General features: G+C 68.5%; 16 protein-coding genes, 1 tRNA gene and 1 riboswitch. Of the genes, 14 read left to right on the forward strand and 3 right to left on the reverse strand.

Annotated features, from left to right (window positions below; all coding sequences use genetic code 11):
* Positions 1 to 15 precede the first annotated feature (15 nt).
* The 8 genes from JOE57_RS10830 (at position 16) to JOE57_RS18960 (ending at position 11139) form a co-directional block, all read left to right on the forward strand.
* Entirely contained in the window at positions 16 to 1500 is a 1485-nt protein-coding gene (locus JOE57_RS10830; protein ID WP_204917868.1) for a DUF7059 domain-containing protein, read from the forward strand.
* On the forward strand, positions 1497 to 2867 hold the full coding sequence (locus JOE57_RS10835; RefSeq protein ID WP_204917869.1) for a hemolysin family protein: 1371 nt from the start codon (positions 1497 to 1499) through the stop codon (positions 2865 to 2867). The genes JOE57_RS10830 and JOE57_RS10835 overlap by 4 nt, the downstream gene beginning before the upstream one ends.
* Positions 2864 to 3943, forward strand: coding sequence for a hemolysin family protein (locus tag JOE57_RS10840; protein ID WP_204917871.1), 1080 nt, complete (start codon positions 2864 to 2866; stop codon positions 3941 to 3943). The genes JOE57_RS10835 and JOE57_RS10840 overlap by 4 nt, the downstream gene beginning before the upstream one ends.
* A 133-nt stretch (positions 3944 to 4076) precedes the next feature.
* Positions 4077 to 6857: a type I DNA topoisomerase gene (gene topA, locus JOE57_RS10845; protein WP_338041261.1), complete on the forward strand. Its 2781-nt coding sequence runs from the start codon at positions 4077 to 4079 to the stop codon at positions 6855 to 6857.
* Positions 6858 to 6874: 17 nt separating this feature from the next.
* Positions 6875 to 8329, forward strand: coding sequence for a CYTH domain-containing protein (locus JOE57_RS10850; protein ID WP_204917873.1), 1455 nt, complete (start codon positions 6875 to 6877; stop codon positions 8327 to 8329).
* Positions 8326 to 8988, forward strand: a complete 663-nt coding sequence (tmk, locus tag JOE57_RS10855; RefSeq protein ID WP_338041262.1) for a dTMP kinase — start codon at positions 8326 to 8328, stop codon at positions 8986 to 8988. Before JOE57_RS10850 ends, tmk begins: the two co-directional genes overlap by 4 nt.
* Positions 8985 to 10148 (forward strand): DNA polymerase III subunit delta', encoded by a 1164-nt coding sequence (locus JOE57_RS10860; protein WP_204917877.1) that lies wholly within the window; start codon positions 8985 to 8987, stop codon positions 10146 to 10148. The genes tmk and JOE57_RS10860 overlap by 4 nt, the downstream gene beginning before the upstream one ends.
* A 173-nt stretch (positions 10149 to 10321) precedes the next feature.
* Positions 10322 to 10526, forward strand: a riboswitch (cyclic di-AMP (ydaO/yuaA leader).
* Between the two features lie 7 nt (positions 10527 to 10533).
* On the forward strand, positions 10534 to 11139 hold the full coding sequence (locus tag JOE57_RS18960; RefSeq protein ID WP_275588341.1) for a LysM peptidoglycan-binding domain-containing protein: 606 nt from the start codon (positions 10534 to 10536) through the stop codon (positions 11137 to 11139).
* 176 nt (positions 11140 to 11315) lie between these two features.
* On the opposite strand, the gene JOE57_RS10870 is transcribed toward JOE57_RS18960, so the two are convergent.
* On the reverse strand, positions 11316 to 12629 hold the full coding sequence (locus JOE57_RS10870) for a nucleotide sugar dehydrogenase (protein WP_204917878.1): 1314 nt from the start codon (positions 12627 to 12629) through the stop codon (positions 11316 to 11318).
* Positions 12630 to 12707: 78 nt separating this feature from the next.
* Between JOE57_RS10870 and JOE57_RS10875 the strand changes: the two genes are divergently transcribed.
* From JOE57_RS10875 to JOE57_RS10890, 4 genes are all read left to right on the forward strand, one after another.
* Positions 12708 to 13595 carry a PSP1 domain-containing protein gene (locus JOE57_RS10875; RefSeq protein WP_204917880.1) on the forward strand — a complete coding sequence of 296 codons (888 nt, stop codon included), beginning with the start codon at positions 12708 to 12710 and terminating at the stop codon, positions 13593 to 13595.
* Between the two features lie 27 nt (positions 13596 to 13622).
* Positions 13623 to 15161 (forward strand): alpha/beta fold hydrolase, encoded by a 1539-nt coding sequence (locus JOE57_RS10880; protein ID WP_204917882.1) that lies wholly within the window; start codon positions 13623 to 13625, stop codon positions 15159 to 15161.
* A gap of 260 nt (positions 15162 to 15421) precedes the next feature.
* Complete coding sequence (locus tag JOE57_RS10885) at positions 15422 to 15994, forward strand: histidine phosphatase family protein (RefSeq protein ID WP_204917884.1); 573 nt, start codon at positions 15422 to 15424, stop codon at positions 15992 to 15994.
* A gap of 88 nt (positions 15995 to 16082) precedes the next feature.
* Positions 16083 to 16158: transfer RNA gene (locus JOE57_RS10890), tRNA-Thr, on the forward strand.
* A 103-nt stretch (positions 16159 to 16261) separates the two neighbouring features.
* On the opposite strand, the gene JOE57_RS10895 is transcribed toward JOE57_RS10890, so the two are convergent.
* Together JOE57_RS10895 and JOE57_RS10900 are read right to left on the reverse strand one after the other, a co-directional pair.
* Complete coding sequence (locus JOE57_RS10895) at positions 16262 to 17068, reverse strand: DUF6299 family protein (protein WP_204917886.1); 807 nt, start codon at positions 17066 to 17068, stop codon at positions 16262 to 16264.
* A 258-nt stretch (positions 17069 to 17326) separates the two neighbouring features.
* Positions 17327 to 18055, reverse strand: coding sequence for an alpha/beta fold hydrolase (locus JOE57_RS10900; RefSeq protein ID WP_239578917.1), 729 nt, complete (start codon positions 18053 to 18055; stop codon positions 17327 to 17329).
* Positions 18056 to 18414: 359 nt separating this feature from the next.
* Here JOE57_RS10900 and JOE57_RS10905 point away from each other — a divergent pair, with 359 nt between their 5' ends.
* Both JOE57_RS10905 and JOE57_RS10910 read left to right on the forward strand, forming a co-directional pair.
* Positions 18415 to 19293, forward strand: a complete 879-nt coding sequence (locus tag JOE57_RS10905; protein ID WP_204917890.1) for a phytanoyl-CoA dioxygenase family protein — start codon at positions 18415 to 18417, stop codon at positions 19291 to 19293.
* Between the two features lie 186 nt (positions 19294 to 19479).
* Entirely contained in the window at positions 19480 to 20028 is a 549-nt protein-coding gene (locus JOE57_RS10910) for a flavodoxin domain-containing protein (RefSeq protein WP_204917891.1), read from the forward strand.
* Positions 20029 to 20033 lie beyond the last annotated feature (5 nt).

Raw genomic sequence — 20033 nt, forward strand, 5'->3', positions numbered from 1 at the left:
TGCAAGCATGGGTGCATGCTGAGTGACCAGGTCTGCGCCGGGCTGCGGCAGGCGTTCGTCGAGGCGGACTACACCGTCGACGCCGTCGTCGAGCTGATCGGCGAGCCGGCCCATCGGGCCCTGGGTCGCAACAGCACCCTTCCCGCCCGGACCGTGCTTGCCGATGATCATGGAGTGCTGGCCACGCTGACCATGATGTGGCTGCTGCAGCAGCCGGTCAGCCGGGCCGACCTTGACCAGGCACTGCCAGGACTGGTCCGCCCGCTGCTCGACGCCGGGCTGCTCAGCGCCGTCGGTGACCAGATCCGCGCGGTGATCGACATTAGGCCGTACGCCAGCGACGACGGCGCCGGCGGCTGGATCGTCTCCGACCTGTCGCCGGGCCTGGACGGTGACCGGTCCCCGATCCGGCCCGACTTCGTGCTCGGCGTCTCGTCGGCGTCGACCACCCTGGCGCAGATGTCGATCCGCCGCCCGGTGGCGCGCGCCCTCGACCTGGGCGCGGGCTGTGGTGTGCAGAGCCTGCACCTGGCCCGGCACGCCGACACCGTGGTGGCGACCGACCTCAACCCCAGAGCGGTCGAGCACGCCCGGCTGACGGCGAAGATCAACAACGTCGACCTCGACCTGCGGCTCGGCAGCCTGTTCGAGCCGGTCGAGGGCGAGCTGTTCGACCTGATCGTGAGCAACCCGCCGTACGTGATGTCGCCGCCCAGCACCGACTCGAGCCGGCTCGTCTATCGCGAGGGCAGCCACCGTGGTGATGCCCTGGTCGAGCAGGTGGTCCGCGACGGTGCCCGGCACCTGGCGCCTGGCGGCAGCTGTCAGGTGCTCGGCAACTGGGCCCACCGGCGCGGTCAGGACTGGACCGAGCGGCTCGCCGGGTGGGTGGCCGGCACCGGCTGCGACGCCCACGTCGTGCAGCGCGAGACCCTGGACCCCTACGAGTACATCGAGCTGTGGCTCGCCGACGCAGGGTTGACCGGGGCGCCGGACTATCCGCGGCGCTACGTCGAGTGGTTGGACTACTTCGGCGCGCTCGGCGTCGAGGCGGTCGGGATGGGCTGGATCTCGCTGCATCGGACGGACCGGGAGTCACCTCGGGTGCGGATCGAGGACTGGCCCTATCCGGTCGAGCAGCCGATCGGTCCCGCCTTCGGCAGGCGTGAGGCGGCGGTCGACCTGGAGGCCGGCCTGGACGACGCGGCCGTTCTGCAAACCGCCTGGGTGCTGGCGGACGACGTCGTCCAGGAGTCGATCGGCCGCCCGGGCGAACCGGACCCGCAGCACATCGTGCTCCGCCAACAACGGGGCTTCCGCCGGGCCGTCGAGGCCGATACCGCGCTGGCGGGCGTGTTGGGCGCCTGCGACGGTGACCTGCGGCTGGACCGGATCATCGCCGTCGTGGCCGATCTGCTCGATGCCGACCAGGCCGATCTGAGGCGGTCACTGCTGCCGAGGATCCGCGAGCTGGTCGTGGACGGGCTGCTCAGTCCATGACCGAGTGGATCCTGCTCGGCGTGGCGCTGCTGCTGGTGCTGGCCTGCGGGCTGTTCGTCGCAGCGGAGTTCGGGTTCGTCACCGTCGACCGGGCCACGGTGGAGCGTGCCGCTGCCGGCGGCGACCGTCGAGCGGTCGGGACGCTGCGTGCCCTCAGGTCGCTGTCCACCCAGCTGTCGGGTGCGCAGCTGGGGATCACCATCACCAACCTCGCGATCGGATTCCTGGCGGAGCCGGCGCTGGCCCAGTTGCTGGTCGGCCCGCTGCGAGCAGTCGGGCTGCCGCCGGCCACGGTCGCGCCGATCGCCCTCACCGTCGCCCTGGTGGTGGCCAATGTCGTGACCATGCTGTTCGGCGAGCTGGTGCCGAAGAACCTGGCCATCGCCAAGCCGCTCGCCGTCAGCCTCGCCACCAGCACCTTCCAGCGCGCCTTCACCACCGTCATGCGCTGGCCGATCCGGCTGCTCAACGGCTCCGCCAACGCGATCGTCCGGGCGCTCGGCGTCGAGCCGCAGGAGGAGCTGCGTTCGGTCCGGACACCGGAGGAGATCACCTCGCTGGTCCGAAGGTCGGCGCGGCACGGGGTGCTGGACGATGCCACCGCGACCCTGGTGGAGCGGAGCATCGCCTTCGGCGACAAGTCCGCCGACGACATCATGACCCCCCGGGTCAGGCTGCAGTCGCTGGACCAGAACGACACGGTGGCAGCCATCATCGAGGCGGCCCGGCGGACCGGGCATTCGCGCTTCCCGGTGGTCGACGCCGACGCCGACTCGGTGACCGGGATGGTGCACATCAAGCACGCTGTCGCGGTCGAGCCCGGGCGGCGCGCGCAGACCCTCGTCCGCCAGGTGATGCAACCCCCGGTGCTGGTCCCCGACACCCTCGAGCTCGACCCGCTGCTGGCGATGCTCCGCCAGGAGGGGCTGCAGATGGCTGTGGTGATCGACGAGTACGGGGGCACCGCCGGCGTCGTCACCCTGGAGGATCTGCTGGAGGAGATCGTCGGCGAGATCGCCGACGAGCACGACCGGGTCGGTGTGCGGGCCCGGCAGGAGGACAGCGGCAGCTGGCACCTCTCCGGGCTGCTCCGGCCCGATGAGGTGGCCCAGATCACCGGCATCGCGCTGCCGGAGGGGGAGCACTACGACACCCTTGCCGGCCTGGTGCTCGAACGCATCGGCTCACTTCCCGACGTCGGCGACTCGGTCCAGGTCACCCTCCCGCGGCTGATCGACCTCGACGGCAACGGGCCCGACGAGGTCGGCGAGTTCACCGTCACACTCACGGTCGAGCGGCTCGACGGGCGCCGGATCGACCGCATCCTGCTCAGCAGCCACGACGACCTGAACCAGGAGGACGGATGAGCACGCCCGCCGCCCTCGGCCTGGCCGCGCTGCTGCTCGCGCTCAACTTCGGCTTCGTCGCGGCCGAGTTCGCGCTCATCTCGGCGCGCCGGACCAGGATCGAGCCGCGGGCGATGCAGGGATCCCGCGCCGCCCGCACCACCCTGGGTGCGCTGGAGCACGTGTCGGACATGCTGGCCGGGGCCCAGCTCGGCATCACCGCCTGCACGCTGGGTCTCGGCGCCGTCGGCGAACCCGCGGTCGCCCATCTGCTGGAGCCGCTGTTCACGCTGCTCGGCCTGCCCGCGGTGGCCGTCTACCCGGTCTCGTTCGGGCTGGCCTTGGCGCTGGTGGTGACCCTGCACGTCGTCCTGGGTGAGATGGTGCCCAAGAACCTGGTGCTGGCCGGCCCGGAGCGGGCTGCGCTGCTGCTCGGGCCGCCACTGGTGGCGATCGTGTGGATCCTGCGGCCGTTCATCTGGCTGCTCAACGTGTCGGCGAACGGGTGTCTGCGGCTGATGCGGATCGAACCTCGCCGCGAGGTGGCGACCACGTTCACCCGGGAGGAGGTGTCCGGGCTGATCGACGAGTCGCGGCGCGGGGGCTTGATCGAGGACGACTCCTATCAGCTGGTGGCCGGGGCGCTGACGTTCACCGAGGGCACCGTTGAGCGGGTGCTGCTGCCGACAGCCGCCCTGCGCGCCGTCCGGTCGGACAGCACCCTGGCCGAGGTGGAGGCCCTCTGCGCGGAGACCGGCTTCTCCCGGTTCCCGGTGACCCGGGCCCGGTCAGCCGAGCATCCGGCGGATGCGACCGACGTGATCGGCTATCTGCACATCAAGGATGTGCTGGAGACCGATCCGGAGCGCAGCAGCCGCCCGATCAGCGCTAAGTGGATCCGTCCGATGGCGAGTCTGCGACGGACGAGTAGTCTTCGAGATGCGCTCCGGATCATGCAGCGGCGCGGCTCGCACCTGGCCCGGGTCGTCAATGACGACGGGACTCTGATCGGGGTCGTTGCCCTCGAGGATGTTCTGGAGGAGCTGGTCGGCGAGGTCCGCGATGCCGCCCAGCACATCAAGACGAACCGGTCTTGACGTCGTGGCTAGCATCTGATGGGTTGGCGGCGACCGCGGCGCGACAACGTAGAGTGAGCGCCGCAATAGGCAACAGATCACGTGTCTCGGCTATGGGTCGAGCATGTCGCGGGGATGAACGAGAGAGGCCAGCGTGGCAGGGAAAACAAACGGGCACCGGCTCGTGATCGTCGAGTCACCGACCAAGGTGAAGACGATTGCGGGCTACCTCGGCGACGGCTTCGTCGTCGAGTCCAGCCGGGGCCACGTCCGTGACCTGCCGACCGGAGCGGCCGAGGTCCCGGCCAAGTACAAGGGCGAGAAGTGGGCCCGCACCGGCGTCGACATCGACAACGACTTCGAGCCGCTCTATGTGGTGAACCCGGACAAGCGCGCCACCGTCCGCTCCCTGAAGGACGCTCTCGCCGGTGCGGACGAGCTGCTGCTCGCCACCGACGACGACCGTGAGGGTGAGGCCATCGCCTGGCACCTGCTGCAGGAGCTGAAGCCGAAGGTGCCGACCCGGCGGATGGTCTTCCACGAGATCACCAAGTCAGCGATCGACGAGGCGCTGGCCAACACCCGCGACCTGGACGAGGACAAGGTCGACGCGCAGGAGACCCGGCGGATCCTAGACCGGCTGTACGGCTACGAGGTCTCGCCGGTGCTCTGGAAGAAGGTGATGCCACGGCTGTCCGCAGGGCGGGTGCAGTCGGTCGCCACCCGACTGGTGGTGGACCGGGAGCGGGAGCGGATCGCCTTCCGCAGCGCCTCGTATTGGGACCTGGACGCCGTCCTCGACGCCGGCAGCGGGGCCGAGCCGCCGCAGTTCCCGGCCCGGCTGACCCACGTCAACGGCAACCGGATCGCGCAGGGGCGCGACTTCGACCAGCGCGGCAACCTGACCGCCAAGGCGTCCGAGGCCGGTGCGCTGGTCCATCTGGACGAGACTGCCGCCCGTGAGCTGGCCGCCCGTCTCGGCGACGCCGCCTTCACGGTCGAGTCGGTCGAGTCGAAGCCGTACACCCGCCGGCCGTACGCCCCGTTCCGCACCACCACCATGCAGCAGGAGGCGGGCCGCAAGCTCGGCTTCACCGCACAGCGGGCGATGTCGGTCGCTCAGGACCTGTACGAGGGTGGCTTCATCACCTATATGCGTACCGACTCGGTCATCCTGTCGGGTGCGGCGATCACCGCTGCCCGCAACCAGGTGCGGCAGCTGTTCGGAGCCGACTACCTGCCCGACCAGCCGCGGGTCTACACCTCCAAGGTCAAGAACGCCCAGGAGGCTCACGAGGCGATCCGCCCAGCCGGAGAGGTCTTCCAGACGCCGGCCCAGACCGGTCTGCACGGCGACCAGTTCCGGCTCTACGAGCTGATCTGGATGCGGACCATCGCCTCCCAGATGAAGGACGCCGAAGGGCAGAGCATCAGTGTCCGCATCAACGCGCTCCCGGCTCAGGGCGATCCCTGCACCTTCGCAGCGTCGGGACGCACGATCACCTTCCACGGGTTCCTGAAGGCCTACGTCGAGTCGGTCGACGAGCAGGTGGAGGGCGGGCAGTCCGACGACGCCCAGACCAGGTTGCCGCGGCTGACCGAGGGCCAGTCCCTGCGCCCGGAGGAGGTCACCGCATCCGGGCACGAGACCCGTCCACCGGCCCGCTACACCGAGCCGTCGCTGGTGGCGAAGCTCGAGGAGCTGGACATCGGCCGGCCGTCGACGTACGCCTCGATCATCCGCACCATCACCAGCCGCGACTACGTCTTCAAGAAAGGCTCGGCGCTGGTCCCGACCTGGTTGGCCTTCGCGGTCACCCGACTGCTGGAGGAGCACTTCCCGCGGCTGGTCGACTACACCTTCACCGCGCAGATGGAGGACGTGCTGGACCAGATCGCGGCCGGCAACGCGCAGCGGCTGGCGGTGCTGACCGGCTTCTACTTCGGCCAGGCCGACCAGGAGGGGCTGCACAAGCTGGTCTCCGAGCTCGGAGACATCGACGCCCGCAGGCTGTCGACCTTCCCGATCGGCGACCTCGAGTCGGGCAACGGCGCGGCCGGACCCATCGTCGTCCGGGTCGGCCGCTACGGCACCTACGTCGAGGACGCCGAGGAACACCGGGCCAACGTCCCCGAGGACCTGCCGCCGGACGAGCTGACCGTCGAGCTGGCCCGGGAGCTGCTGTCCAACCCGATGGGAGCTGAGCGGGAGCTGGGCACGGATCCGGAGACCGGTCGCACCGTGGTGGCACGCAACGGCCGGTTCGGCCCGTACGTGACCGAGGTGCTGGAGGAGGACGCGCCGAAGAGCGCCAAGTCGCGGACCGGGTCGCTGTTCAAGTCGATGAGCGTCGAGTCGGTCACCCTCGAGCAGGCGCTGCGGCTGATGAGCCTGCCCCGGGTGGTCGGCACCGACGCCGAGGGTGTCGAGATCACCGCCCAGAACGGCCGTTACGGCCCGTACCTGAAGAAGGGCACCGACTCACGGTCGCTGACCGACGAGGAGCAGATCTTCACCATCACCCTGCCCGAGGCGGAGGCGATCTACGCCCAGCCGAAGCAGCGTGGGCGGGCCGCAGCCAAGCCGCCGTTGAAGGAGCTGGGTCCGGACCCGGTGTCGGGTGGTGCGATGGTGATCAAGGACGGCCGGTTCGGCCCCTATGTCACCGACGGCGAGTTCAACGCCACCCTGCGGCGTGGCGACGAGATCGAGGCCATGACCGCCGAACGGGCGGCCGAGCTGCTGGCCGAGAAACGGGCCAAGGGTCCGGCGCCGAAGAAACGCGCGGCGAAGAAGACGACCGCCAGGAAGACGCCCGCCAAGAAGGCGCCCGCCACGTCGGCCGCCAAGAAGGCCCCGGCGAAGAAGACGGCAGCGAAGAAGGCCCCGGCGAAGAAGGCCCCGGCGAAGAAGGCTGTCGCCAAACCCAGCTGATGCCTCGAGGACGAGATGTGACCAAGACCAAGAGCACCAAGGTCAAGCCGAGCCGCGCCAGTGAGGCGGTCTCGCGTCTGTTCGACATGCCCTACAGCGCTACGGCACCGCGGCTGATCAACCCTGAGCTGGGGCTGCACAACCTGGTCGCCCGCGCCGGTCACAACGCCGGCTATCTGATCGACGTGACCCTGCTGGACGCGCCCGACCACCGGCTGATCCGCTCCGGGGTGTTGCTCGCGCACCGGGTGGTGGACGGGCGCGGCGAGTGGTATCTCGGGGCGCCTGAGTGGGCACCGCTGCTCCCGGAGGAGCGGATCGAGCCGATGGGGCATACCGACATCCCGCAGGAGTTCGCCGATCTGATCGCGCCGTTCAGACGTCGGGCCACGCTCGGCCCGGTGGCGGCGCTCAGCTGCGAGCGACGGGAGTTCGCGCTCCGTGACGACCGCGGCCACACGCTGGCCCTGCTCCGCGACGACCGGGTGACCGTACGCCGAGGCGGTCTGACCACCGCCCGCTACCGCGAGGTGACCCTGACCCCGATCGGCCCGGGCCTGACCGCCGAACAGCAGGCCTGGCTGACTCAGGCGTTGCTCTCCTGCGGCTCAACCGAGGTGGAGGCCTTCCCGCCGCTGCCCATCCGGCTGGGTGCGCCGGCCACCGGGCTCACGGACTTCCCGGTGCCCAAGCCGTCCGACGCTGACACCCCGTTCGCCCACTTCGTCTCGGCCCTCTTGGCCGCCCGGCTGAGGGAGATCCTGGAGGCCGATCTCGCGGTCCGGGTCGGGCGGCGGGACGCGGCCGCCGAGCTCGGTAGCCGCGCCTCGCTGTTGGACCGTCAGTTGGCGGGACTGTCGGCCGTGATGGACCCGGGTTGGACCGAGGACCTCGACGAGGAGCTCGAGTGGATCGCCGGCCAAGCCGAGACGGAGCACCTGCGGGTGACCGACCGTTTCGACGGCCAGCCTCCGGGTAGCCTGGCCGACCGGCTGCGCGGCGAGCGCTACCTGACCATGCTGGACCGGTTGGTCAATGCCAGCCGCGCGCCCCGGTTGGGCGACTCGAGCACGCTGCCGACGGGTGAGGTGGTGCGTACGCTGGTCGAGAGCCGGCTGAAGCGGCTCCGCAAGCTCGCCGACCGGGTCCGTCCGGAGTCCTCCCAGCAGGACTGGGACGCGGTGGAGGTCGCCGCCGCGGACCTCTTCCGCGTCTGCGAGATCGCCGCCCAGATCGGGGATCGGCCGAGCCGGAAGCTGACCGATCGGATCAAGGACGCGGTCGAGCTGCTCAGTCAGGCGAACCGGCACGCCCGAGCCGCGCAGGGAGTCGGCGTGCTGGCCGAAGGCACGCCCCCGACGCAGGCCTTCGAAGCCGGTCGACGGTACGAGCAGGAGCTGGTGCGGGCGGAGCATGCCCGAGCGGCCTTCCTGCAGGAATGGTCCCGGGCGGCCAAGAAGCTGGACCAGTGAGCGGGTCCGAGCCGGTGCGCCCGGACCAGGGCCTGTTCATCGTGTTCGAGGGCGGTGACGGCGTGGGCAAGTCAACCCAGGCGGACCTGCTCTGCCGCTGGCTGACCGAGGCGGGAGTCGAGTGCGTACGCACCTTCGAACCCGGCGACTCCCTGGTCGGCACGAAGATCAGGCAGATCGTCCTCGACCCTGCCACCGGGGACCTCGCCCCCAGGGCCGAGGCGTTGCTCTACGCCGCGGACAAGGCCCACCACCTCTATGAGCTGGTTGAGCCGGCGCTGCGCCGCGGAGCGGTCGTGGTCTGTGACCGCTACGTCGACTCGATGCTGGCCTACCAGGGCGCCGGCCGGGTGCTCGACATCGCCGAGGTGGAGCGGGTGGCCCGCTGGGCCACCGGCGACCTGCGGCCGCACCTGACAGTGCTGTTGGATGTGGACCCCAGCGAGGCCGTGCACTCCAAGGTCGACAAGGACCGGCTGGAGGCGGCCGGGGACGTGTTCCATCAGCGCACCCGCGAGTACTTTCTGCAGCTGGCCGCCCGCGATCCGGAGCACTACCTGGTGCTGCATGCCCGGGACTCGGTGGAGCAGATCGCGGCCGCCGTCCAGGACCGGGTGCACCAGCTGGTGTCGGCACCCCCCGGCAGACTGGTCTCATGAGTGCTCCGGCCGCCGAACAGCTGACCGGGGTCTGGGCGGAGCTGATCGGGCAGAACCAGTCGGTGGCGACGCTGCGCCGGGCCGTCAGTGGGGCGCGGCATGCGATGTCGCACGCGTGGCTCATCACGGGGCCACCCGGGTCGGGTCGCTCCAACGCCGCCCGCGCGTTCGCGGCGGCGCTGCAGTGCCGCGACGGCGGTTGTGGCACCTGCAACGACTGCCGGACCTCGCTCAGCGGCGCCCATCCCGATGTGACGCTGGTGCGGACCGAGATGCTGTCCATCGGGGTCGACGAGGTGCGCGACCTGGTGCGGCGGGCGGCGATGAGCCCGACCATGGGCCGGGCCCAGGTCCTGGTGGTCGAGGACGCCGACCGGGTCACCGAGCGGGGCGCTGACGCATTGCTGAAGAGCATCGAGGAACCGGCTGCCCGGACCGTCTGGATCCTCTGCGCGCCGACCGTTGAGGACGTGGTGGCGACCATCCGGTCCAGGTCCCGGCTGCTGACGCTGCAGACCCCGACCATTCCTGCGGTGGCCCAGCTGCTGCAGACCAGGGACGGCGTCGACCCGGCCCTGGCTGCGTACGCCGCCCGAGCCTCGCAGGGCCATGTCGGCCGAGCCCGGGTGCTGGCCCGAGACGAGGCGGCCCGGAACCGGCGGCACGAGATCCTGCAGATCCCCACCCAGCTGCGCGGGCTCGGAGCCTGCCTGACGGCCGCGGCCAACCTGGTCGAGGCCTGCGCCGAGGAGGCGACCCGCGCGACCACCGACATCGACGCCCGGGAGCGCAAGGAGCTCGAGGAGGCCCTCGGGTTCGGCACCAAGGGCGCCCGGCCCCGGCAGGCTCAAGCAGCACTCAAGGAATTGGACGACCAGCAGAAGGCCAGAGCCAAGCGATACCAGCGCGACGCGATCGACCGCGCGCTCACCGAGCTCACCGCCTACTACCGCGACGTGCTCAGCATCCAGACCCGGTCCGGCGCTGCCCTGGTCAACCCCGAGCTGGAGGCTCAGATCACTGTGCTGGCACGGAAGTCGACCCCCGAGTCGACGCTGCGACGGATCGACTCCCTGTTGGCCTGCCGGGTGGCTTTGGAGACCAATGTGAGCCCGCTGCTCGCGGTCGAGGCCATGCTGATCGGGCTGGTCGAGGGCTAGTCCTGAACCCACGGCCCGGTAAACGGTTCCCGGGCGCGTCGTCGGACTTGCACAGGGTGGTCCGCACGGCTTACGGTGTGTCCGGTTTCGTGTCCAATTCGTTATCAATTACACGCGTGTCGTTCACGGGGCCTGCAGGACTCGCTGCGCATCGGATATGCCGGCGAGATCGCGTGTCCGATACGCCGAACTTCACTGGTCGGACACCTCGTCGGGAGAGCCCCGAGCGCAGTGAAGGTGGGGAAACCACTCTGGTCATGTCCGTGAGGACCTGACCTTGGGGTGAACGGCCGGAGCGCGATGACCTCGCGTCAAGGCCCAGGGCACCTGACAGCCCGAATCCGACAGCTAACCCCGGAGGCGTTCGTCAGGAAGGGCGAGGAACTTGAACAACTCCAAGATCATGAAGCGGCTGGTGGGCGTTGCCGCCGCCGTCGCGCTGTCGGTCGGCATGGGCGCCGCCACCGCGGCGCCGGCAAGTGCGGGTGGCAGCGTGTGGGACCGGGTGGCGGACTGCGAGAGCAGCGGCAACTGGTCGATCAACACCGGGAACGGGTTCTACGGCGGGCTGCAGTTCTCCCGGAGCACCTGGAAGGCCTTCGGCGGCACGCAGTATGCCTCCACCGCCAACAGGGCATCGAAGGCCGAGCAGATCGCCGTGGCACGGCGGACACTGGCTGCCCAGGGACCCGGCGCCTGGCCGGTCTGCGGCCGCAAGGCAGGGCTGACCCGAGCCAACGGTGGTGCGAGCACCAACGCCTCGGCGAGTGCGCACAAGACCACCGTGACGAAGAAGAAGGCCACGAAGGCCAAGAAGAAGAGTCACAAGGTCCACGGCAAGACGGTGCGGGTCAAGCGCGGCGATACCATCGCCAAGATCGCCAAGCGTCACCACGTCCGTGGCGGTTGGAAGGGTCTGTGGAAGCTGAACAAGCGGACCGTGAAGAACCCGAACGCCATCTACATCGGTCAGGTGCTGCGGGTCCGCTGACCCACGTTCTGCCCGGACTTCTCGGGGCGTGCCCCGACCTCCCGGGACGTGCCCCGAGCCTGTCGGACGTGCCCCGAGCCTGTCGAGGGGCGAGCAGCTGACCAACGCACAGAGGCCCGACGGAAACACCATCCGTCGGGCCTCTGCGCTGTTCGCAGCCTGGTCACATTCCGGTCTCAGAGAGTCGCCGCGCGCCCGATCTGGACGATCTTCCAGCCGGCCTGCTGCCAGGTCGGCTGATGCAGCTTGAGTCGCCCATCGATGATGATCCGGGTGCGGACCAGCTCCGCCAGCCGGGCTGGGTCGAGGTAGCGGAACTCCGGCCACTCGGTCAGGTGCAGCACGATGTCGGCCCCGGTGACCGCCTCCTCGACCGATGCCGCCTGGGTCAGCCCCGGACGTACCACCACCGCCTGCGGGTCGAAGACGTACACCTCAGCACCCTGGTCGGCAAGCTGGGCGGCGACGGTCAGGGCGGGCGAGTTGCGGGTGTCGTCCGTGCCCGGCTTGAAGCTGGCACCGAGTACGGCGACCCGTTTGCCGCTGATGTCACCGCCGACCTGGGCGACGGTGAGCTCGGCCACCGCGGCGCGCTGGCCCTCGTTGATCGCCTCGACGCTGCTGATGAAGTCACTGAGCACGTCGACGCCGAGCTCGTCGGCGCGTACCGCGAGGGCGCGAATGTCCTTCGGGAAGCAGCCGCCACCGAAGCCCAGGCCGGCATTGAGGAACTCCCGGCCGATCCGGGAGTCGTAGCCGATGGCATCGGCCAGCAGGGTGACATCGCCGCCGGCGGCCTGGCACATCTGAGCCATCGCATTGATGAAGCTGATCTTGGTCGCAAGGAACGCGTTCGCGGCGACCTTGATCAACTCGGCAGTTGCCAGGTCGCAGGTGACCAGCGGGGTCTGTTCGCTCAGCGGGATGGCGTACACCTGCTCGAGCAGGGTCCTGGCCGAGCTGGACTGCACGCCGAGCACGATGCGGTCCGGCCGCAGGGTGTCCTCTACGGCGAAGGCCTCGCGCAGGAACTCCGGATTCCAGGCGATCTCGACACCGTCCCCGGCGGGAGCGAGTCGGCGGGCGCGCTCCTGCAACTCGGCGGCGGTGCCGACCGGGACGGTCGACTTGCCGAGGATCAGCGCCGGCCGGGTCAGCTGTGGCGCCAGGGTGTCGATGGCGGCATGGAGCTGGCTCAGGTCGGCGGCGCCGGAGGCGCTCTGCGGGGTGCCGAGGCACAGGATGTGCACGTCGGCCCAGTCGGCGATCTCGGCATAGTCGGTGGTGAAGCGGAGCCGTCCCGAGCGGGTGTGCAGCTCCAGCAGCGGCTCGAGGTTGTGCTCGTAGATGGGCGAGGTGCCGGCGTTGAGCTTCGCGATCCGCTCCGGCAGGATGTCGACGCCGATGACCTGGTGGCCGAACTCCGCCATTCCGGCGGCGGTGGTGGCGCCGAGATAGTTCGTCCCGATCACACTGACACGTAACGTCACCGGACCGAGTTTGTCACAGTCGCCCTCCCGATCACGACACCTGGCGCGCCCGCGTGGCTCCTCGCTTACCCTTGGTCCATGGCGCAGGTGATGGCCGTCTCTTTTGAGCGGTACGGCAGGCTCTACTACCTCGACCCCGACTCGCGTTCGTACGCGGTGGGGGATCGGGTGCTGGTGCCGACGGAGTCCGGCTTCGAGGTGGCCGAGTGCGTTTGGGCTCCCGAGTGGGTCGACGACGCCGAGACGGGCTACCAGGACCTGCCCAAGTGCGGCGGACCGGCCACCCCGGCAGACCTTGATCGCGATGCGACCAACCGGCGCCGCCGGGCCGAGGCGAAGCTGGTGGCGAAGAAGTTGATCAAGCGGGCCGAGCTGCCGATGAAGGTGGTCGGGGTCGACTATCTGGATCAGGGCAAAGACTTCGACGAGTTGATCGTGATCTACTTCAACGCCCCGCACCGGGTGGACTTCCGGGTGCTGGTGGGCGAGCTGGCGCGGGCGTTGCGCGCGCGGATCGACCTACGCCAGGTGGGCTCGCGGGACGCGGCGAAGCTGCTCGGGGGGATCGGCAGCTGTGGCCGCGAGCTGTGCTGTGCAACCTTCCTGAAGGACTTCGAGCCGGTCAGCCTGCGGATGGCGAAGGTGCAGGACCTGCCGCCCAACCCCATGAAGATCTCCGGCGCCTGTGGGCGGCTGATGTGCTGCCTGAAGTACGAGCACCCGCTCTATGTCGAGTTCAACCGGACCGCGCCGTCGATCGGCTCGGCGGTCAGCACCCCCGAGGGAGACGGAGTGGTGGTGGGTCATCAGGTGCCCGCCGACTCGGTGGTGGTGCGGATAAACGCCACCGGTGCGACCAGCAGCTGCTCGAAGGCAGACGTCTGTGGCTCCCGCAAGGCCTACGAGGGGAGCAAGCCGCGGCGGCGCCGTACCCAGAGTGGCGAGTCAGGTAGTTCCGAAGGCTGAAACGCTCAGCCCGGCTAGGCTCGTTACGTGCGACGACTCACCCTGCTCTGCGGTCTGCTGGCGCTGTTGCTCGTCGCCGGCGGATGTTCGGTGTGGAGCGTGGAGATACCGTGGCAGAAGAGCAAGCCGGACGCCACCGCCAGCGGTCGACCGCTCCAACCCGTACCTGACGTCACACCGAAGGGCATGGTGGACCCGCCCGCGGGGCAGGGAATGGCCCGCTACCGCGGCCAGCAGCTGCACTGGTCCGGCTGTCAGAAGACACTGGAATGCACCACGGCTCTGGTGCCCTTGGACTATGCGCACCTCGACGGGCCGGCGATCACGCTGGCCCTGTCGCGTCGGGCGAGCACTTCGGGCCACCGGCTCGGCAGCCTGTTCATCAACCCGGGCGGGCCGGGTGGCTCGGGCGTCGAGTACACCGGCTACTTCAAGCACAAGGGCCTGGAGGACTACGACATCGTCGGGTGGGACCCGCGTGGGGTCGGGCAGTCGACGCCGGTCGAGTGCCTGACCGGCAAGGACCTGGAGAACTACACCGAGGTCGATAACTCGCCAGACAACGCCAGCGAGGACAAGGCCTGGATCGACGTCAACCGGGAGTTCGGCGCCTCCTGCCTGCGGCGGTCCGGCGCCCTGCTCGAGCACGTGTCAACGCCGGAGACCGTGCGCGACCTCGACCTGCTGCGCGGCCTGGTCGGTGATCGGAAGCTGAACTATTTCGGCTCGTCGTACGGGACGTACATCGGAGCGCTGTACGCGCAGACGTTCCCCAAGAACGTCGGCCGGATGGTGCTCGACGGTGCGGTCAACATCACCGACGATGAGACCGTCAGCCAGACCGAGGGTTTCGACCGGGCCCTCAACAACTTCGCCAGCTGGTGCGCCAGCCAGGGCTGCCGGCTGGGCGCGACGACGGCGGCGGTGTTGAAGTCGATCATCGCGCTCTGGGACGACCTGGACCGGAACGCGCTGCCGGTGGGCAGCCGGGAGCTGACCCAGTCTCTTGCGGTGACCGGTGTGGCCCTGGTGCTGTATGAGAACGAGGACTCCTGGAAATACCTGCGGGAGGGCCTCGAGGATGCCGTCTTCAAGCGCGACGGCTCCTACCTGCTGTACTTCGCCGACCTCTACAACCAGCGCGATCGGCGGGGGAACTACGGCCAGTCCAACTACTCGTTCCCGGCCGTGCGTTGCCTCGACACCAAGGACAAGGGCGTCACCGGCGCCCGGGCCGACGCCGCCAAGGACGCCAAGCGGGCGCCCTCCATCGGACGGTTCTTCGGCCCCGACATGACCTGCCCGATGTGGCCGGTCGCCGCGGTGCCCGACCATCCGAAGATCGTTGCGGCCGGGGCAGCACCAATCGTTGTCATCGGCACCACCGGCGATCCCGCCACGCCCTACGAGTTCGCCCAGATGATGGCCAAACAGCTCGAGTCCGGGGTGCTGGTGACGTTGAAGGGGGAAGGCCACCTTGCCTACGGCCAGAGCACCTGCATCCAGCAGATCGCCGTCGCCTATCTGGTCAAGGGGACGGTACCCAGGAACGGCACCACCTGCTGAACGCCCGCCACAGATGCATCGGCGCGTCATCGCTGACTCCCCGCCGCCCCTGAGCGTGGAACTCGACCACCCCGCTCTGACGCGCCATTTCGTGTGTCCCCTTGCGGTGTGTTCCCTTGCGCCCAGAGCCTGCCGAAGGGCCGCGCGCCCTGAGGTCCGCGCCCTGAGCCTGTCGAAGGGCCGCACCCTGAGCCCGGCTCCCTGAGCCCGTCGAAGGGCCGCGCTCTCACCCAAGCCCAGCCCTGTGGCAGTCTCGGCCCGTGACCACCCTGCACCTGATCCGCCATGCCCGCCCGGCGATCGACCCCGCCGTACGTCCGAGCGACTGGTCACTCGCAGCAGAGTCCGAGGGCATCGCTGCGTTGCGTGACAGCCGAGTCCTGCCCACGCCGGCACGCTGGTTCTCCTCTCCGGAGCCCAAGGCGCAGCAGACCGCCCGCCTTCTGGTCGACGGCACGGTCGAGGTGGTCAACAGCCTGCGAGAGGCGGCCAGGGACTCCTGGTTCGAAGATCCGACGGAGCTTGACCGTGCCGTCGAGGACTACCTCGTCAAGGGCACCGTTCCCGACGGGGCAGGGTGGGAGCCGCGAGTGGACGTCGCTCTGCGGATCGTCGACACGGCACTGGGGGTGTTAGCCGCCTTCCCCGACGAGGACAGTGTGCTGGTGGGTCACGGTATCGCCTTCACCCTGCTCGTCGGTGCCCTCACCGGAACCCCGCCCGATGTCGCGGCTTGGCGATCGCTACGGATGCCCGACCACTGTGCGCTCGCCTTGCGCGCCGAGGATGCCTTCGAGGTCGTGTCACCCTGGGGTGCCTGGGCCGCAGGCTGACGCATCGCTCAATTTCACGGCTCTGTGTGAGAATCGCTATAGTTGGCGATCGTTCGTAGCCTGGGCTCAGTGTCCGGCCAGCGGGCAGGCCGCCTTAGCTCAGATGGCAGAGCAACGCACTCGTAATGCGTAGGTCTGGGGTTCGATTCCCCAAGGCGGCTCCAGTGTCAACCAGCTGGTAGCGCGGTGTGTCTGCGCTTTTCACTGGGACAATCACGGTCAGTCTCGGTGCTGATCCGGCCTCGGCTGTGCATGCGTGTCAATCTCCTACTTGGCGCCACCACTGAGCTGGACGGTCTGCTCGGCGAAGCCGCCCTCAGCGCATTGGTAGACGCCGCAGGCGTATGAGAAAGCCACCGTGAGGGCTTTACCGCCCTTGAACTTTCCGCTGTAGGGGGCCACCTCGGCGGTCCATCGGTGACTGGTGCCGTCGCAGGTTCCGACTTCGAAGAAGTCAAACGATCCTCGAATGGTGGCGATGCGTCCCACGGACTGAGCGACGTCGCCGTAGACGTCAATGTAATCCGCGTCGGTGCAGGTGTAGCTGCCACGCAGCGTGGCCACCCCTGTCTTGCTGTTGAAGGTTCCCCGCGGGTCGACGGTGACGCTCAGTGTCGGGGGCGGTGGCGCGACGCTGAACGAGATGCTCAGGGTGCCACCATTGCCGGAACCATCTCCTTGGTAGTCGATTGCCAGCACGTAATACGTCGTGCCAGCCGTCGCGGAGAAGGCCACTGTTCCTGGTCCGCACGCGACATTGGTCAGGGCGCCAGGAGTCCCCACACCCACGATCACGCCGGCTGAATAGGAGGAACCGGAGACGTCGACGATCACTCCCGAATCGGCCGGGACGGTGAGGCTGTACCAGACGCTGGCGTCAGTTGCCGGCGCACCGCAGGTCTCGTTGAGTTGGGCATCGGTCGCATCCGTGGTGGCCTCGGTGGTGTCGCTAGTGGCGCTGTAACCGAGTGAAACCGGGATGGCGCCGGCAATGGTGTCGTTGCTGGGTGGTGCGGCCATCGCGGGCAGGCCGCCAATGGACAGGACGATGGCCAGCAGTGCAGCGCCGGTCATGGAACGTAGAATTCGCATGATTTCCCCCAAGTTCCACTAGATCTTAATGACTATCGGTACTCCTTGGCCCGTGGTTTGTCTAGGTGAATCGGGAAGGAAACGTAGATGCATTGACAGTCTGCGAAAAGTCAAGAGCGATAAGAGATAAAACTGTTCCAAGCTTCTCCGCCCGAGGTGGAGCCTGTCGAAGGGCTATCCGTGGGGCACAGTCGCAGCTATTCGCTCGATAGCCCGTCTTACCGGTGGTCGCCTCAGCCGTCACTCCTGGCCGTCGAGAAAGTTCAGGGTCACCGCGGCGAAGAGGGGTGAGGTGCCCAGGTTGTAGTGGGTCAGTCCGGGCAGGATCGCGAGCGCGTGGCCGCCTTTCGGTCGCCCCTCACCCATCCAGCCGCCGTCGCGTAGGCCGCCGTCAAGCAACTTGAACACCTCGACATAGTGGCTGGGCGGCGCCATGTCGGCATCGGCGGCGACGATGAGCGTGGGCACCTGCAAACCTCGAACCTCCTCGCTGTAGTCGAAGTCTTTGCTCATCGACTCGCCCATCTTGTCCAGCAGCCGTCCGAAGTCTTCCGGCCGCGGCGCGACGCGCTGGTACAGCCGGTACATCGGGGTGTCCTTCATGAAGGGAATCGCCGCCGCATTCACCTGGGCCTGCTGCGCGAGCATGTCCGCCGGGATCGCGTTACGCCGCACATTCGCAGCTGCGCTGACGAGCTTTCCCACCTTCTCCGGATACTTCACTGCGGTGAAGAGCGCTACACCGCCACCGAGTGAGTAGCCCACAACGTCCGGCTTCTCGAGTGTGAGGTGGTCGATGAGAGCCGAAATGTCGTCGGCCATGAGCCGGATGTCGATCGGCCGGTCGATGTCTGCTGTACGGCCATGCCCCTGGAGGTCGACCGCGATGACCTGGTGGCGCTCCGCCAGGGCGGGAAGTATCGGCCCGAACATCTCCCCCGAGGCGAGTCCGCCGTGCAGCAGGATCATCGGCCGTCCGGCCCCGTGCGTCTCGAAATAGAGGTTCAGCCCGTTGATCTCTGCATACGCGCCGACACCTTTCACCTCGCTGGTCCAATCAATAGTCATGTTCCCTCCTCAGGTCCTGAGTCACCATGCCGGGCGTCACCGCACTGTTGCGCGCTGACACTGACTACAAAACCACGGATGGCCCAGGGGTGGGAGATCCGCGGCATCGACCCGAGCTCGGCCCGGTTCGTGTTGGTTGGACGGCGCCGCACGGGTTGGCCCCCGCGCCTTCTATTGCACCCCTATCCTTGTGCCAGGATCGGTCAATTTCCTTGTCCGATGCACCCCTGGGTCGACCTGCAGAAAAGGACAGCTGGACCATGATCACGATCGACGTTCCCGAGGCTGATCGCACTGCCGGGCAGCTGTCCGGCGATGCCCTGCGGGAGGCGGTGGAGGCGTTGCGCATCGACGGTTTCGTCGTGTTGAACGATGTCGTCGACCTGGCCCATCTCGATATCCTGCACGAACGGATGATCGCTGATGTCAGGGCCCTGCAGGCGCGATCGGACGCACCATACAACTGGACCGCGGGCAACCTCCAGCAGGATCCACCACCGTTCCCGCCGTACCTCTTCGACGACGTCCTGCTCAACCCGTTCGTCATCTCGGTCACCTCGGCGGTGCTGGGCCCGCGGATCAAGAACGTCATGTACGGCGGCAACACCTCGCTGCCGAGTGATCAGCGCCAGCCTGTGCACGCCGACCACGCCCACCTGTGGCCGACCAGCATGCTCGAAGGCCCGCACCCGGCGGCCCAGCTGGTGGTGAATGTGGCCACCGTCGACGTCTCGCCGGAGAACGGCGCCACCGAGATCTGGCCCGGCACCCACCGCGAGCTCGGCGTCGGTGTCGGCGATGACATCAAGATCGGACCCGAGGCGCTTGAGGCCCGCCGCGCGATCTGCCCGCCGATGCAGCCCACGGTCCGGCGGGGCAGCGTGCTCATCCGCGACATTCGGCTCTGGCATGCCGGCATGCCCAACCACACCACTGCACCGCGGCCGATGATCGCCATGGTCCACAGCAGCCAGTGGCTGGCCACCGGCAATCCGCTGGTTTTTCCGACCGGGACCGAACCCTTCTTCGACCACCCGATCCTCATCACCGCGGCCACCTTCACCGACGACCCGATCGACCACATCCACGCTCCCCGTGGTCACGAGTACGACCGGAACGCGGCCGCAGCTGCGCTCTAGCGACGGTTCCTGCTCAGGCCGGAGAGTTTCTCGACCTTCGCGATCACGTCGAACCAGACGTCACCGGTGAACCATTCGGCCTGCCCTTGGCGCTCGGCACCCATCGACGGGGGACTTTCGACTCTGACCCGTGTGGCCGTCCCTTGCTTGGCTGGAGAGGATGACCGACCCGAGAAAGGCACTGTCATGAATGTCCTCGTCGCCTACGCCACCAGACACGGTTCGACTGCCGGGATAGCTGAGCGGATCGCCGCAGCTCTCGGCACGGCGGGAGTGTCGGCCGAGGCGCACCCGGTGAGCGAGGTCGCCGACCTCACGCCCTACGACGCGTTCGTCATCGGTGGCGCCGCCTACATGTACCACTGGCTGAAGGACGCGACCGCCTTCGTCAAACGCCACCGGGCAGAGCTGGCCGAGCGGCCGGTGTGGCTCTTCAGCAGCGGTCCGCTCGGCACTGACCGGGTGGACAAGGAGGGCCGAGATGTCCTGGAGACTGGCCAGCCCAAGGAGTTCGAGGAACTCAAGGGTCTGCTTCACCCGCGTGGCGAGCAGGTCTTCTTCGGCGCCTGGGACCCCTCCGCACCTCCGGTCGGGATCGGTGAGCGTCTGCTGCGCCACATGCCTGCCTCCAAGGAGGCGCTGCCCGCCGGCGACTTTCGCGACTGGCCGGCTATCGAGGCCTGGGCGGCCGAGATCGCGGAAGCCCTCAAGTCGGGCGAGGCGCCCGTCAACTAGGGCGA

This window comes from Microlunatus panaciterrae, assembly GCF_016907535.1.
In the GTDB taxonomy this organism is placed as follows: domain Bacteria; phylum Actinomycetota; class Actinomycetes; order Propionibacteriales; family Propionibacteriaceae; genus Microlunatus; species Microlunatus panaciterrae.

What these genes read in the sequence shown, in the direction of transcription:
- JOE57_RS10900 (WP_239578917.1), bottom strand. Translation starts at nt 18,055, where the DNA reads ATGATCCTGCTGCACGGCGGACTCGCCTCGGGGGAGATGTTCGGGCCG.
- JOE57_RS10830 (WP_204917868.1), top strand. Translation starts at nt 16, where the DNA reads ATGCTGAGTGACCAGGTCTGCGCCGGGCTGCGGCAGGCGTTCGTCGAG.
- JOE57_RS10895 (WP_204917886.1), bottom strand. Translation starts at nt 17,068, where the DNA reads ATGACCGGCGCTGCACTGCTGGCCATCGTCCTGTCCATTGGCGGCCTG.
- JOE57_RS10905 (WP_204917890.1), top strand. Translation starts at nt 18,415, where the DNA reads ATGATCACGATCGACGTTCCCGAGGCTGATCGCACTGCCGGGCAGCTG.
- JOE57_RS10860 (WP_204917877.1), top strand. Translation starts at nt 8,985, where the DNA reads ATGAGTGCTCCGGCCGCCGAACAGCTGACCGGGGTCTGGGCGGAGCTG.
- JOE57_RS10840 (WP_204917871.1), top strand. Translation starts at nt 2,864, where the DNA reads ATGAGCACGCCCGCCGCCCTCGGCCTGGCCGCGCTGCTGCTCGCGCTC.
- JOE57_RS10875 (WP_204917880.1), top strand. Translation starts at nt 12,708, where the DNA reads ATGGCGCAGGTGATGGCCGTCTCTTTTGAGCGGTACGGCAGGCTCTAC.
- JOE57_RS10835 (WP_204917869.1), top strand. Translation starts at nt 1,497, where the DNA reads ATGACCGAGTGGATCCTGCTCGGCGTGGCGCTGCTGCTGGTGCTGGCC.
- JOE57_RS10910 (WP_204917891.1), top strand. Translation starts at nt 19,480, where the DNA reads ATGAATGTCCTCGTCGCCTACGCCACCAGACACGGTTCGACTGCCGGG.